Source organism: Streptomyces sp. NPDC029159, assembly GCF_055564055.1.
Genome location: NZ_JBVHWT010000015.1, coordinates 166,843 through 181,787, shown reverse-complemented (window position 1 = coordinate 181,787; position 14,945 = coordinate 166,843). Strand labels below are relative to the sequence as shown.

The following is a 14,945-nucleotide window of genomic DNA, read 5'->3' as shown; positions in this document are numbered from 1 at the left end:
TGCTGAGGCAGGGGCAGGTGGAGTCCTGCTCCCCGCACGCGTGGGGACGGTCCCGAGCCCCGAATTCAGGCGGCCCTGTCTGCTCCCCGCACGCGCAGGGATGGTCCCAACCGGAACATCACGGCGGAGGACGGCTCCTTCTGTTCCCCGCACGCGCGGGGATGGTCCCGCCGGGGCAGGGTGCCGCCCGCCCCGGCGCAGCTGCTCCCCGCACGCGCGGGGATGACCCCCGTTTAACTACCCATACCTGCAAGGTAGTTGACTGCTCTCCGCGCACGCGGGGATGGCCCCGTCACGTGACATTGCTACGGCGCCGGGGTGCCCTGCTCCCCGCACCTGCGGCGTCCTGGGGCCGGCCTCGCTGAAGACCGCAAACCTTCTGCTCCCCGCGCCTGCGGGGATGGTCCCTCCGGCGGGATGACCCGGACGAACTCGGAAGCCTGCTCCCCGCCCCCGCGGGGATGGCCCCTGGGGTTACTTGCGGTGGTCCCCACATGAGCGTGGCGGGCTGGCGGCGTCAGTGGAATTAAGGGGCAAGGCTCAGGACTCCGACGGGCTCGCCCTCCCAGCGCTTGGGGGTAGCGGTGGCGACGATGGCTCCCTGAAGCCGCTCGAGAGTGGGCTGCGCCCGCATGTCGGCTTTGCGCGGGCGCCCGCGTCTCCTCGCGAGCCACGGCCAACGCGGCGGGGAAGTCCAGCTCGAGGGCCGTGATGCCCGGCAACGCCGCCAGATGCTCGGCAGTTCCCGGCCGGGTGCGGTCTGCTTCGATTAAGGCGCAAGCAGGGGCATAGAGGTTGGTCGACGCTGTCGGCCTCGGCCTCGGCCTTGTGGCTGAGCGGATGGCCGCGGGTGGCGTCCTCGGCGGCCAGCCATTGCAGGTAGATGTGTTCCTCGTACATCTCGCGTATCTCCTGACAGGTGTACGCGGTCTGCGCGAGGCGGTCGGCGAGCTCCCGCTCGTACGCCCAGCGTTCGGCGGCCGACATGCCCTCGGTCCCGTCCGGGCCCTTGGCGATGTCTCGGCCCCATGCGCCCCACTCCTCGGGGCCCGCCGGCGGCGGATCGTCCAGGCGTACCGGCCCATGGCTTCATCAAGGGCGGTCCGGTTGGCGACGGTGTCGGCCACCTTCGCCCCCGCCGCGGCGGGAGGAGCTGGCGCTGGGTATCGACGGTCGATCTCGGCGGCGATCCGGGCGGCATCCTCGGGCGCGGCGTAGCGCATGCCTCGCACAGCAACTCGTCGCCCTGTTGGGAGAGGTCTGCGACCAAACGCCCACCGGGAACAGCTCGGCCAGCAGCCGGCGACGGTGGACTTCAGCGCCGATGGCCTCGCGGTCTCCCTCGACGTGCCGGGCGCGGTTGGCGAGGTCACGCTCGGACATGCCGACCAGGTCCCGGCGGATGCCGGGCAGCGCGGCGTCGATGTCACGCCGGTCCATCTCGACCATGACGCACAGCATGTCGTCGTCGCCCAGGTACGCAGACGCGTGGGTGAGCTCGTCGTCGCTGAACGGAGTCAGGTACGACGAGTTGGCCGCGTGGGCGGACGCGGTCGAGCAGCGTCTGCTCGTCGCGTCGGTCAGCCTCGGCGGCGATCCGGCCTCGGTTCCGCTCATCGAGGACGCTCGGACGGACCGCCGCACCGAGCTGCTCGTCGCTCATCTCAGGCAGAGTGCGCGCGTCACCGGAGCGGACACACGCGACCTCGAACGCATCCGAACCCGGTCCATCCGGGGCGTCAGGGCGGCTGGCGGTGCGGGGGCTCGGCGGAAGGTTGCCCGCGCCGAGCCGCTCTCGCTCCCGATATCGGATCAGCTCGGGGTGTGCGGCGAGGTGCTCGCGCTGCTTCTTCTGCCAAGCACGCACCTCGGGCGGTCGAGGCGGCGGCGCGGGGGCGGCGGTGTGTCAGCTCTGTGCGGCGGCGTCATTCGTCTGCCCAGAGCCCTCGGTTGCGCCCGTCTTCTCGCGCATCTTGCGCACTAGCTCCGCCTTCCGGTCGGCGGCACCCTGGCGGTCGAGGTTGCGGTGCGGACCGTTGTTCTGCCTTTCGGCGCGGGACAGCTTCTTGCGCTGGCCGCCGCCCTGGCCCACTGGGTTGTTGATGTTCTTGCTGTCGGTCACAGGTTCTCCCGGTAACGATGTGAAGTGGTCTACGGATTCATCGGTGGGGGACGGGCGCGGCGACGCCGAAGGACGTCAGCTGGGGCCCGTCACGCTCTCACTCGTAAATCGACGTCTGGAAGAACATGACAAAGACGTTACCCGGTTCTGCCGGCCCCGCGCACCAGGCTTTCGTCGCCCTCGGCTGTCGGACCACAGCACGATGTAGAGCTGCGGAAAGTGGGGGGGCGGGTTTGGGGCCGACACGGGAGGGGTGCCCTGACAGCCGGCGACGACGGCGAGCCGGCCTGGATGGTCACCCGTCGGACACCAGGCCACCAGGCTGGCTATCTGCATCGGTTGCTGATCCTGGCAATGCCGCCCAGGGCCCGACCGCTACACCGGCGCGTGCCATCACGTGCCAGTGTATCGGTAAACAACGGTCAACCAGAGGCCAGGCAGGGTACCCACGAAGGCGTCGTGATCGCGCATTTCCGCAGGCCAACAGCTATACAGATACCTGGGCGCCGGGTGATTCCCAAACTGAGGGCTCAGGCCGTCGGGGCGCCCTGCCAGATGTCCTCTGCTCCTGCTCCCCGCGCCCGCGGGGATGGCCCCAACAACTTCCGCTCCCGGTACGTCCGGCTGCTCTGCTCCCCGCACGCGCGGGGATGGCCCCGACTGGGCTGCGTAGCTCGGCGTCATGATCTGCTGCTCTCCGTGCCCGCAGGGATGGTCCCAGGTCGAGCGCGAAGGGGATCACGAACAGGTTCTGCTCCCCGCGTCCGCGGGGATGGTCCCTTCTGGCGGGGAAAGCGCCGGAGGGTGTTGGTCTGCTCCCCGGCCCGCGAGGATGGTCCCAACAGCAACAGGGCGGGAACAACATCGCGCACCTGCTCCCCGCACCCGCGGGGATGACCCCTCGGCCGCGTCCTTCAGCCAGCGCTCCCATTCCTGCTCCCCGCACCTGCGGGGATGGTCCCGACGAGGACTCGCTGTGCCGCTGCGGCCCCGCCGTCATCGACGGACTGAAGTACGCCCTCAGCCCCCACGCGAACCTCAGCATCTGACACACCGGCGCGGTTCGCGGACGGATCTCGACGTCAGTCCGCCGGACCCGTCGCGACCGCGCCCAGACCTGCGGCACAGGTGCGTACGGCGGTCACCGTCGTCACGGTCTGCTGCACCAGCATGTCCGGTACGTGCTCGGCTTCCCACTCCACCCACGTCGTGGGTGCCCTTGCCGCCGCCCACAACGCCTCGATCTCCGCGGCCGGCGCTGCCAGGGCGGGCGGCGCACACCTGCGCGTACGCCTGCAGAACGAGAGCGAGCGGAGTTGCTGTCAGGTCGGCAGCGGCGCGGAGGGGGTCGGCCAGCATGGCCAGGCGCCACGCTTGCTGCAGCCAGCTCGGTGCTCCCGGGGCCTCCGGGGGCGGATCCTGCGGATAGTCGTGTACCTCGGCGTCGAGCAGGCCCGTGATACGGATCGCGGTCCGGTCCGCTTCGGTCGGCCGCCAGCGGCCCGAGAGCCAGTCCGCTCGCAGCCGGTCCAGGGTGCGGGCGACGGCGGTGACCGTCGGGTGCCAGCCTCCCCGGTCGGCGGGCAGGTCCGGGTCGGCCCGCAGCGCCAGGGTCACGTATCCCACCGTGTCCTTCGCCAGCGCCCCGCCGGGCACGCCTGGGCGACCGGCCGCGCACACCCGGGCGATGCGCCCCGCCGCCCGTACCGTTCGCGCCGCCTGGTGCCCGGGCGGCATCTCGCCGTCACGCCCGGGGGGGGGCAGATGCGGAAGAAGTCTGGCTGACCCGGGCCGTGGGAGCGGGCCTGGACGGCGGCCTCGCGGGCTCGGTCGGCGAACCGACTGCCCACCTGGTTACGGCCACCGCAAGATGCGCTTCGCCCTCTTCGACCGCCGCATGAGCGTAGTGGTCAGCGGCGGAGGACGTTGACGAGGTCGCCGGCGAGGATCGGGGCGTTCTCGCAGCCGCGGGGGGGGTGACGAGGTGGGGGCCTCGCCATATGCGGTCGTGGGTGTCTGTGCTGGGGTAGCACTGATTGACGCGGTGCGGGCGGACGAACCAGCGGTGGTGGTAGTTCCGTGCGGCGTGGTCCCGGTCGCCGCCGCTGTCGTCGGTGCGGCGCAGGGTTTGGCGCACGGTCATGTACCGCACGGTGCGGGTGGGTTCGCCGCCGCGGGCGATGTGCCTTTGTGCGGCGCGCGGCGCGGGGATCTCTTCGCTCTGGTGGAGGGCTTTGCGTTGCTCGGCGGGCCAGCAGGATGCGCAGCATCCGGTGGGAGAGCGGGTCGTTGTCCTCGGTGGCGGTCCATGGCCGGTCTTTGCCGTCGGCGCGCAGGCAGGTGTCCCACATGGGGATGAGGCGGGGTGCGTCCCGCTCGGCGATATCCACCCGAGCGGGGCTCGGGTCTCAACGCTTCATCGCCTTCGCCAAGTCGTTCGACGCGAAGGTCATACGCCGTCTCCTCGCCCGGCTCACAGGGCACTTCGGCCACGAGGCCCACCTGACCGCGGACCAGCGACCCACCGCTCACAGGCGGTTCGGCACTGGCTCACAAGTGCCAGGCCGAGCCACACCTCCCGCCCTCGCACTCACCTGAGACGGACCAGGATGATCTAGCTGATAAGGCCATCTCCTCCATCTCTTGGCCTGATGTGATCACTTTATGTCTCACAACGGCACAACCGTGATCCAGTCAACACGGAGTTACATCAGATGGCGTCCGTTTTAGGTGATTTAGGGTATTTCCTGTGGGGGTCATGTCGCATAACGTGATGTGCGGGTTTGAAATGTCCATTGAAAGCGCCGTCTCGCCGTGTTTTGAATTTCTAGGAGGGCGCATGCACCTCAAGACGCCCATCGCAGCAGCCACTACTTTCGCTGCTTTTGCCACAGTCATCGCCACTGGCGGTCCGGCCCAGGCTCTTGCCGATATCCGCAACTGCGCAAAGGGATCACAAGCCCTGTGCACCTACTACAACTCCAACAACAAGGGTGCACATCTGGGTGTCAAGGGAGACATCTACAACTACGCAACGGCCATGACGCCGTATGCGGACCCCAATCTTAAATTTCCCATGAATGGCAACGGCGGCGGCCGGAACATCAAGAATAATGCCGCCTCCGTTTACAACTACCACACGCTGTACGGGTATCAGGTGTACTTCAACAGCGGCTACTCAGGAATACGTGACCTGTATCCGCCATATGGATACAGCGGCTCCAAGCTGTGGTTTGGGAACTTGAACTACGCCTATAACAACAATGCTTCCCAGCAGATGGTTTGAGGATCCCCCCATGAGTTTGACGCCGGTTCCGCGCCGCCGTGCGACGGATTCGACGGTCGGTGGGCGCCGCGCAACTCGTCGACCAGCGAGTATCGTGCCGGCCGCCACGGTTCTGCTGGCCGTAGCCACCGGCTGCAGCGCACCGGGAAACGCCGACGACGGCGCTTCTTCAGCCCACCGCTCAGATGAAGGGGGTGCAGCACTTCTCGTACGGCCGTTGCCGATCGAGAAGTATCTGCCGGATGCCTCTCAGGAGAAGCATCTGCTGCAGGCATCCAAGGAGTTGATCACGCAATGCATGGCACGGTACGGATTCCGCTACATCGGCCCTGACTTCGACTCCTTGGAAGACCGGGGAAACGCAGCCAACAGGGAGCGCCGCTATGGGGTGGCTGACCTGAGGACTGCAAAGGACTACGGCTACCACTTGCCGAATTCAGCGCGCCAGCAAGCAGCCCCCTCCCCTCCGGAGAAGGAGCCGAGCGACGCGGAGACACGTGTTTTCATCGGGGATTCCGACCCGCGTAGCGGAGTACGGAAAGGCGACCGATTCAATGGGAAGCAGATTCCCGATGGCGGCTGCTCGGGTGAGGCCAGGCGAAAGCTGGGAACCGACACCGAGCATGCGCTGGCCAATCAGATCAATGCCGAGAGCTATGCCAAGTCCCTCGCGGACCCCAGGGTCAAGCGCCTGATGGGATCGTGGGCTTCGTGCATGCGGAAGAAGGGCTACAGGTACGCATCGCCCACCGAAGCCTCGGATTCCATGTCGGGTGAGAAGGCCGATCGGAAGGAAATCGGAACTGCCGTCGCCGATGTGGAGTGCAAGAAGGACGTCGACTTCTTGAATTCCTGGCATGACACGGAAACCGTCATTCAGGAAAAGATGATTTCCCGACGCGAAGAGGCGCTTGCCGCAGAGAAGAATCACCTGGCCGCCTCCCTGGAGACTGCGGTCAAGATCTTGGAGAAATCCCGTTGAATCGTCACGCATGGCCCCTGGTAGCTCTGGCGGTCTCTCTTGTGGCCTGTGACAGCTCGTCAATGCCTTCTCAGGAAAAGACGACCGCCGCGTCCCCATCCTCGGACCTCTCGACAGGCTCCTCCGTGCCAACGATCGGGTCCGCGCAGATCGAGGCGGAACGTGTTCAACGGACACTCACGCCCGACCTCGACGAGCTTGCCGCCACCCACGGGGAAGGCAGTAAGTCACGGTGCAGTTCCGCAAAGACGGAACTCTTCACATCCTCGTGCGCAGCGATGTCGAAGGATGTATCGGCTCTTGCGGGGAAGGCACTGCGCGAAATCAAGGGGAAGCGTGGGTTCGGGACGCTGCGCAGGGTGGCGACGGCAGCACATGACGCCGCAGTCCGGTACGCCGAACTGGGCTGTGCGCGGCACCCCGAACACACCGACGACCAAGAGATGTGCCGACGGCAGGGTGCCGTGATCGCCCAGGCAATTCCGGATTTCCGTGATGGAGTGAAGCTTGGCCTCGCAGGACAGTGAACGGGCGCAGCGCTTCGGGCGTCGTCGCGCGGCGGACGGACGAAGCGGAATGGTCCGGCGTCGCCGTGCGCTGAGGTATGTCCTCGTCACTACGGTCGGTCTGGCCGCGGGGGGCGTGGGGGCCACGGTGTTCATCAAGTCGCCGGCCCAGGTGGCGGCCGAGACGGCGGCTCCGCTGCCGGATGTGCTCACTGCGCCCGTCGAGTACCGAGTTCTGTCCGACACAGTGGTCACCCGTGGGTCGGTGAGGGCTGCTCAAACGATTGAGGTGTCCCCCGGTGGCCCACCGGACAAGAGCGTCGCCCGCCCGATCGTGACCAAGGTACAGACGAAAAAGGGGGCGCCGGTGTCCTATGGGCAGGTCTTGCTGGAGATCTCGGGGCGACCACTGATCGCTCTTCCTGGTGCTCTGCCCTCCTACCGAGACCTCCAGCGGGGTTCCGAAGGAAAAGATGTCAGTCAACTCCAAGCGGCCCTCGGCACGTTGGGTTATCGAACCGGGGGAGATCGTCAGGGCTTGTTCGGGCCGGGAACGGAACGTGCAGTGACCGCCCTCTATCGGGCCCGGGACTACGCTCCGCTCACCGCATCCATGGAGGGCCAGTCGTCCCCGTCCGGGCAGGGCGCAGAGCCTTCAGACACCGTGCACGCAGCCCCTTCAACGCCGGGACCGGTGGTGCCGGCGGCGGAGGTGGTCTTTGTGAACTCGGGGCCGGTACGCACCGATGTGGTCAAGGCCGAGGTCGGAAAAGGCGCTGAAGAAGAGCTGCTGACCTTGTCGGCTGGGCGATTGAGAGTGCGCGGCCTGCTCGCCGCATACGAGAAGGGACTCGTCCACGAGGGGCAGAAGGTGGATATTTTCTCGGAGTTCTCCGGCAGGAAGGCCACCGGATCGGTCTTATCGGTTGCCGATGCCCCTTCGGAGTCCAAGGAAAGCGGCACCCAGGAGAACGAGGGTTACGCCGTCGTCATCGAACCCGACCACGCACTACCAGAGGAATTCGCCGGGCAGGACGTACGACTGACCATCGAGGCTGCAACGTCCAAGGGCAGAGTTCTGGCGGTGCCGTCCGCCGCGCTCTCGGCCGGGACGGACGGACGTACCTCCGTATCCGTGCAGGAACGAGGCGGGGAGCAGCACCGGGTGGAGGTGCGTACGGGCATGTCCGGTGATGGCTTGGTGCAGGTCATTCCGCAGGCATCCGCGAACCTGGTGGCCGGGGACCGGGTTGTGGTGGGGACAGATGGCGCCGTAACGACGAACGGGTCGAGGGAATGAGCCCCTCGTCTTCGTGCGCGCAACCCGTCATCGAGTTCCGTTCCGTGGGCCTGAAATATCTCGGCCCACCGCACGTGGAGGCTCTGCGGCCCTGTGACGTACGCCTGGAGGCGGGCGAATACGTCACTGTGGTCGGCCCCTCGGGGTCAGGCAAATCGACGTTCCTCAACATCGCCGGCCTCCTCGACGTCCCCACCAGCGGCACCTACCGCCTCGACGGCATCGACACCGGCGCGATCACCGACCGGCAGCGCACCGCGCTCCGGGGCAGCCGCATCGGTTTCGTCTTCCAGTCATTCCACCTGCTGGATCACCGCACCGCCGCAGAAAACGTGGAACTGGCCATGCTCTACCAGCGCACTCCGCGCCGCGACCGGCGGGAACGGGCCCGCGAAGCCCTCCGCCAAGTCGGTCTCGGCCACCGCATGGACGCGCTCCCCACCCGCCTGTCGGGAGGCGAGCGCCAGCGCGTCGCCATCGCCAGAGCCCTGGTGACCCGTCCCTCCCTGCTTCTGTGCGACGAGCCCACGGGGAACCTCGACTCCGCTACCGCAGCCGCCATCCTCGATCTCCTGGATGAACTGCACAGGTCCGGTCTGACGCTTGTGGTGATCACACACGACGCCTGCGTTGCTGCCCGGGGCGAGCGCACCCTCGCCCTGCAGGACGGGCTCCTGACCGCGGGACAGACCGTGGTGCGGACATGAGTCACCACTCCCATCACCGCCGCCGAGCCGCTGTCGCCCGCCGCTCCAGGCCGACGCTGCGCGACCTGCTTGCCGAAGCACTCGCCGGTGTGCTGCAAAGGCCGGCCCGCTCCGCTCTGACCGCGCTGGGCACCGTACTCGGCGTGGGGACATTTATCGCAGTTCTGGGGCTGACGGGTACGGCGGCTTCTCAGATCGACGCACGCTTCAACGAGCTGACTGCCACTGAGGTGTCCGTGGAGGACACCGGAGGACGCGATGCCGAGATGTTGCCCCTCGCTTTTCCTCCCGACGCCGACCGGCGCATCGAACAGCTCAACGGAGTGACGGCAGCGGGAGTGCTCTGGAAGGTCCGCCTCAGCTCCGAACAGACTGTCCGTTCGTCGCCGACGGCTGGAACCAACGGTGCGGACCGGCGCACGAGCGTGGTGGCTGCCTCCCCCGGTGCCGTCCGCGCGGCCGGGCCCAGGCTCGTTCAAGGCCGCGTCTTCGACGCCTACCACGACACCGGTCGGCAAAGGGTCGCCGTGATCAGTTCCACCGTCGCTGCCCGCCTCGGCATCACGACCCTGCGCACCCAGCCCGCCGTGTTCATCGGCGACACCGCCTTCACCGTGATCGGCATCCTCGGTGAGGTCGACCGCAAACCCGACCTGCTGATGTCCGTTCTCGTCCCCCGAAAAACCGCTGAGGAGGTCTGGGGACCGCCGAGCGACGAACGCGCCACGATGCTCATTTCCACCGCTCTCGGCGCCGCCGCTCAGGTCGCCGTCGAATCTCCCACCGCCCTCCTCCCAGAACACCCGGATTACTTCAAGGCCATCCCACCTCCCGACCCGCGAGCCCTGCGTTCGGTGGTCACCGGCGATCTGAACCAGCTGTTTCTCCTGCTGGCCACGGTCTGTCTGGTCATCGGTGCAGTAGGGATTGCCAACACGACCCTGGTCGCCGTGATGGAACGCACTGCGGAGATCGGCCTGCGCCGTTCCCTGGGGGCCCAGGGAATCGACATCACCACACAATTCCTCTCCGAATCCGCAGCCCTTGGACTTATCGGCGGGCTGGTCGGTACGTCTCTGGGCACGGTCACCGTCACCGTGGTCTGTGCCGTGCGCGAATGGACACCGGTCATCAATCCTCTCGCGGTCGTCGCCGCACCGGCCCTGGGGTTGGCCGCCGGACTGATCGCCGGCCTCTACCCGGCCTACCGCGCTGCCCGCATTCCCCCGGCCGAGGCCCTCCGCCGCTGATCCTCCGCCCCCGATTGCCGTTCGGACGGTGACCGTGGCCCCGTGGGCGCTGCGGCAGTGACCAGAACGGAGCCTCACCACCGACTCAGCGGGCTTAGCCCCGTTGTTCCATGACGACAGAAAAGGAACACCCCATTCATGGCTGACGCGATGGTCCTCAAGGCCCAGAAGTGGGTCAACTCAACTTACAAGAGCGTGTCCGGGTACAACACCTGTCCGGAGAACGGCCGAACCGGCTGGACGACGATGTTCTCCCTCACCCGGGCCCTCCAGCACGAATTGGGGATCACAACGCTCTCCGACAGCTTCGGGCCGAGCACCCTGGGCGAGGTCATGAAGCGTGGTGGCATCAAGGTGACTGAGAAGAACGAGAACATCGTCAAGATCGTTCAGTCCGCGTTCTTCTGCAAGGGCTACCACGCGGGCGACATCAACGGCGACTTCGGCGTACCCACCCGCCAGGCCGTCGGAAAAATGCTCAAAGACCTGGGCCTGGGGACGACCACTGGCTCCGATCTCGCGCCCAAGGCAGTAAAGGCACTGCTGACCATGGACGCCTACGTGGTCGTTTCCGGCGGCACCGAGAAAGTACGCTCCATCCAGCAGTGGCTCAACGGTAAGTACTGGAAGAAGGACACCTACTACCTCATTCCCTGCGACGGCATCTTCTCCCGCGATGTGCAGAAGGCCCTCATGAAGGCCATCCAGTACGAGATCGGTGTCGGGGAGGGCTCGGCCACCGGCAACTTCGGCCCTGCCACCCAGGCCGGACTCAAGCAGCACACCCTGAAGAACGGGGACTCTGGCGTCTTCGTTCAACTGTTCTCCGCCGCCGCAGTCTTCAACGGCCCCGCCTGGTATACGACCGCCGACGGCGACGATGTGGCCCGTGAGGCGTCGTTCACCAGTAGCTACGGCGATCAACTCGTCAGTTATATACGCGCTTTTCAGGAGTTCTCCGAGCTGAACAAGAACGGCAACGGCGACTACCCGACCTGGGCACAGCTGCTGGTTTCCATGGGGGACCCGGACCGGCCGGCCACCGCCTGCGACACCCGCTTCGCCATCACGGCCTCACGAGCCAAGGCCCTCAAGAACGCGGGATACGACTGCGTGGGTCGCTACCTGGATGAGGAACCGGGCGGCACGCTCGACAAACCCATCAAACCCGGCGAGTTGAAGACCATCTTCGATGCCGGCATGCGCTGCTTCCCCATTTTTCAGTACGGCGCACGTAAGCTCGGAGATTTCACCTACTCTGTCGGCTACCAGCACGGCCTCAAGGCGCACGAACGCGCGAAGCACTACGGCTTCAACCGGGGAACGACGATCTACTTCGCGGTGGACTACGACGCCACCGACCCCGAGATATCCAGCAACATCCTTCCCTATTTCCACGGCGTACGCTCCGCCCTCACCTCGACCGGCGGCCATTACCTACCCGGCGTGTACGGCTCACGTAATGTCTGCGGAAGGGTGACCGGCGAAGCTTACGTACGCTGGGCATTCGTATCGGGCATGTCCTGGGGGTTCTCCGGCAACCTCGGATTCCCTCTCCCGAAGAACTGGTCCTTCAATCAGATCAAGGAATTCGCTTTCACCGACGGCAGCGACCGCTTCGACCTCGACCGTGTCGTACACAAGAAGGGCGCCGACTTCGGCGTCTCCTCCGTGAACGAGGCCAGCACACCCACCGACGGCTTCATCGCCTACATCGAGGAGCTGTACGGCCTCGCGAAGTCCTACGGCAAGGGCGATCCCAACCTGCTCGTCATGGACTTCATCCGCAGCAAGAAGTACAACGACTTCCAGTGGAGAAAGCTCATCGGTGCGGCCGACGCCGGATTCCTCGATTACGCCACGTCCAAGGGTGTGAAGGTCAAGAACACATTCACCGACAGCTTTACCGGCGCTGTGGTCGGCGCCGACCACCTCCTGGCGACAATGTGCGGCCACTACAAGATCACCCAGCCGGGCGGCAACCTCACCAACCGTGGTGACGTTGCCGGCTGGGGTGGCGACCTGGCCACGTTCTACGGGGAATGGCAGCGCGACAGCGACAAATTCCCCAACGGCCGCGCCTACTGCAAGGCCCGCCTCGCCAAGCCCGACGTCCTCACCTCCTTCGGATATTCGGACATGATCGAGGATGCGGACGGCTATCTCCTCGCCAAGGTCGTCAAGGGAGGCAAGAACATCGTGGACGCCGTCCGTGACCACTACATCAACGGCGGCAATCTCACCCGCTTCAAGAAGTACTACGCCCAGCGTTTCCACGGCACCAACCAGGGCGTGGTCGATGTCTCCTACAACCTGCTGGCCCAGCAGGACGACGATTTGATCATTGCGGGTCTGACCTATCTCTACAACTCCACCGGTGGCGTCCCCACCCTCGCCCCCGGGGCACTGGCCCACGAGAAATTGGAGTCCTATCTGCTGGGTTTTGCGGATGCGCTACAGGAACGTGTGGCCACCGAGAGCACTCTCCGTGCCGCCTACACCGCCCGCCAAGGCGCCGACGACCGGAACGCCGGCAGGTAGAACCCGGCAGGTTCTGCGACCGACCAGGAGGATTCCACGTGATCGACACCGCCAGCCTCTTCGCCGCTGCGCACGTCGCCCTCATACCCGCCGCACTTCTGCTGATGGTCAAGGCGGTGCACCTGCCGACCACCCGCCGTGCCTGGTTTTCCCGGCGCAGACCGTGGCGGGGTGTGGAACTGACGATGCTCTCGGCGAGCGCGGGGCTGTGGGCCTATGTGCCGGGGCTGTGGATCGGGTTCGACATGGACGGCGCCACCGCCCCGTGCCTCCGGGCCCTTGGCTCCCCCATGAAGGACGAGGCACCCGACGGTGACCTATGGGTGGTGGAACGGATGTTGCCGCTCTCACGCGAGTGCCGCTGGGGCGACGGCACGCACCTGGAACTCGTACCCATATGGCTCAACGTGGCGATCTTCGCAGCCCTCGTGGGGGTTGTCCTCGGCATCACCCTGACCGTGTCCGACCTGCTACGGCACAGACACAGCACGGCGTCCAACACAACCGAGAAGGCGAGCAGTTGAAGTGAGCAAGAGCAAGAGCAGCCCCCTGAGTCGGCGCAGCGTACTGTCCGGTGGGCTGGGCCTGGCCGGGAGCAGCGCCCTGATGGCCACGGGCGCCTCCGGCACCGCCCACGCGGCCGACAGCCCGCAGCCCGCCGAGCGGACAACTGCATGGCACACGAGCACGTCCGCCAACGGCTGGCAGGTCACCGACCACGACGGCATCGCCCCGCACCGGGTTGAGGGCTCCCCCATGACCGTGTCCCTGCGTAGCGGGGACACCGCTACGGTGCTTCTACACGTGGCCCGCAGGTACTTCTACGAGATCGACTCCGAGCTGAAGACCGAGGACATCACCGGCCACACCACCAACCGCGCGGTGGCCGCCGCATTCGAGAGCAACTACCTTTCCGGCACCGCCATAGCCGTCCGGCCTCATGCCTCTCCACTCGGTGCCGACGGCTGCCTCTTCCCACAAGACGTCGACGTCATCCGCGACATCCTCGCCGACTGTGAGGGGACCGTGCGGTGGGGTGGCGACGAGAAGTTGCCCAAGCAATCCCACTTCCAGATCGATGTCACGCCCGGCGACCCCAGGCTCGCCCGGGTCACCACCAAGATCCACAGCTGGCAGGCCGCTCCGGGCAAGGGCGCAGGTACGATCAACGCCTTCGTTCCACAACGGCTGCGGGCAGCCCGCGATCTGGCACGCACCCAGCAGCGTTCCGCATAGACAGCTGATTCCGCCCTGGTGCCCCGGTCGCGTGGTCCAACCGGGGCACCGACTCCTACCGCCTCGCCGGCACCCGAGCCCGGACCGAAGGCCCGCCAAGGCCAGCTGACAGTGCGCGAGCCCGACTCGATGGCCCGCTGCCCACAGGCAGCGGGCCGCTCCCCTCACGTCTATGGACGTATGGTCTGGCCCAGCGCGGATCCTTCCACGGCCTCCACATACGCTCGCGCCGCCTCGGAGACAGGAGTGCCGTCCGCCCGTCCGCACCCATGCTTTCCCACGTCTCCTTGATCCAGCCAGGGCTGATGAGATTGATGCGCAGATCCCGCGGCAGTTCTTCAGCCGCGTTGCGGACGAAGCCTTCGAGGCCGGTGTTGATGAGAGCCCCCAGTGATCCACCGGCAAGCGGGGCCGAGAACGTGCCTCCGGTCAGTGTGGTGGAGGCGCCGTCCCGGAGATGGCGCACGTACGGGGTGGACGCCGTCGATGACGAACTCGCCGCTGTTGCCGCCGGCAAGGGGATGCCGATCACCACGGACGACCTTGCCGAGGCCCTGCGTCGGGTCCAGGACCACAGCCTCCTCATCGACGGTTCGTCCATCGCCGAGACCGCCTACTGGGTCGCGGACCGCTACTGGATGCACCGCTGGAACAACGCGCTGGACCAGGCGGCCATCGGGGAGTACGACACGGTCGTCGGGCCGAAGGTGTACCGACGGTTCGCGCTCCACGAGTGGATGGCGCCCGGCCACTCCTCCGGCAGCGTGCCCGGACTCTACTGACTCGGCCACGGGACGCGAAGCGAGCCAAGCAGGCCCGGCGGAACAAGCGCAGGCGTGTGGTCGGCGGCGGTACGGGCGGCATGCCGCCGTGGTTGGAGGCCGCGATGAAGGAGCGGCGGGAGGAATGGACCCGGGCGATCGACGCCGGGCTGATGGAGGACGGGGCGGAGACGAAGTACCACTTCGCCCCGGACGGCGAGGTGCTGTCGGTCGCGGTCGGCAGGAGCGGGCAG

General features: G+C 66.7%; 12 protein-coding genes and 1 pseudogene. 10 read left to right on the top strand and 3 right to left on the bottom strand.

Annotation, left to right across the window (positions count from 1 at the left end):
- Positions 1–526 precede the first annotated feature (526 nt).
- From ACZ4U4_RS25820 to ACZ4U4_RS25810, 3 genes and pseudogenes are all read right to left on the bottom strand, one after another.
- Positions 527–794 (bottom strand): annotated as a pseudogene (locus ACZ4U4_RS25820) (PIN domain-containing protein); the annotation flags it as partial.
- Between the two features lie 298 nt (positions 795–1,092).
- Entirely contained in the window at positions 1,093–1,617 is a 525-nt protein-coding gene (locus tag ACZ4U4_RS25815; RefSeq protein ID WP_467878725.1) for a hypothetical protein, read from the bottom strand.
- Positions 1,618–1,906: 289 nt separating this feature from the next.
- Complete coding sequence (locus ACZ4U4_RS25810; protein ID WP_467878723.1) at positions 1,907–2,122, bottom strand: DUF6243 family protein; 216 nt, start codon at positions 2,120–2,122, stop codon at positions 1,907–1,909.
- Between the two features lie 2,839 nt (positions 2,123–4,961).
- Between ACZ4U4_RS25810 and ACZ4U4_RS25805 the strand changes: the two genes are divergently transcribed.
- From ACZ4U4_RS25805 to ACZ4U4_RS25760, 10 genes are all read left to right on the top strand, one after another.
- A complete protein-coding gene (locus ACZ4U4_RS25805; RefSeq protein ID WP_467878720.1) occupies positions 4,962–5,408 on the top strand; it encodes a hypothetical protein in 447 nt (148 codons plus the stop codon).
- Positions 5,409–5,418: 10 nt separating this feature from the next.
- Positions 5,419–6,390, top strand: a complete 972-nt coding sequence (locus ACZ4U4_RS25800; RefSeq protein WP_467878717.1) for a hypothetical protein — start codon at positions 5,419–5,421, stop codon at positions 6,388–6,390.
- Between the two features lie 62 nt (positions 6,391–6,452).
- Positions 6,453–6,917 (top strand): hypothetical protein, encoded by a 465-nt coding sequence (locus tag ACZ4U4_RS25795; protein WP_467878714.1) that lies wholly within the window; start codon positions 6,453–6,455, stop codon positions 6,915–6,917.
- Complete coding sequence (locus tag ACZ4U4_RS25790) at positions 6,898–8,196, top strand: peptidoglycan-binding protein (protein ID WP_467878711.1); 1,299 nt, start codon at positions 6,898–6,900, stop codon at positions 8,194–8,196. Before ACZ4U4_RS25795 ends, ACZ4U4_RS25790 begins: the two co-directional genes overlap by 20 nt.
- Positions 8,193–8,903: an ABC transporter ATP-binding protein gene (locus ACZ4U4_RS25785; RefSeq protein WP_467878708.1), complete on the top strand. Its 711-nt coding sequence runs from the start codon at positions 8,193–8,195 to the stop codon at positions 8,901–8,903. The genes ACZ4U4_RS25790 and ACZ4U4_RS25785 overlap by 4 nt, the downstream gene beginning before the upstream one ends.
- Positions 8,900–10,153, top strand: coding sequence for an ABC transporter permease (locus ACZ4U4_RS25780; protein WP_467878705.1), 1,254 nt, complete (start codon positions 8,900–8,902; stop codon positions 10,151–10,153). Before ACZ4U4_RS25785 ends, ACZ4U4_RS25780 begins: the two co-directional genes overlap by 4 nt.
- A 138-nt stretch (positions 10,154–10,291) precedes the next feature.
- A complete protein-coding gene (locus ACZ4U4_RS25775; RefSeq protein ID WP_467878701.1) occupies positions 10,292–12,694 on the top strand; it encodes a glycoside hydrolase domain-containing protein in 2,403 nt (800 codons plus the stop codon).
- 38 nt (positions 12,695–12,732) lie between these two features.
- Positions 12,733–13,218, top strand: a complete 486-nt coding sequence (locus tag ACZ4U4_RS25770; RefSeq protein ID WP_467878698.1) for a hypothetical protein — start codon at positions 12,733–12,735, stop codon at positions 13,216–13,218.
- A 1-nt stretch (position 13,219) separates the two neighbouring features.
- Positions 13,220–13,930: a hypothetical protein gene (locus ACZ4U4_RS25765; RefSeq protein ID WP_467878696.1), complete on the top strand. Its 711-nt coding sequence runs from the start codon at positions 13,220–13,222 to the stop codon at positions 13,928–13,930.
- A 419-nt stretch (positions 13,931–14,349) separates the two neighbouring features.
- Entirely contained in the window at positions 14,350–14,712 is a 363-nt protein-coding gene (locus ACZ4U4_RS25760) for a hypothetical protein (RefSeq protein WP_467878694.1), read from the top strand.
- Positions 14,713–14,945 lie beyond the last annotated feature (233 nt).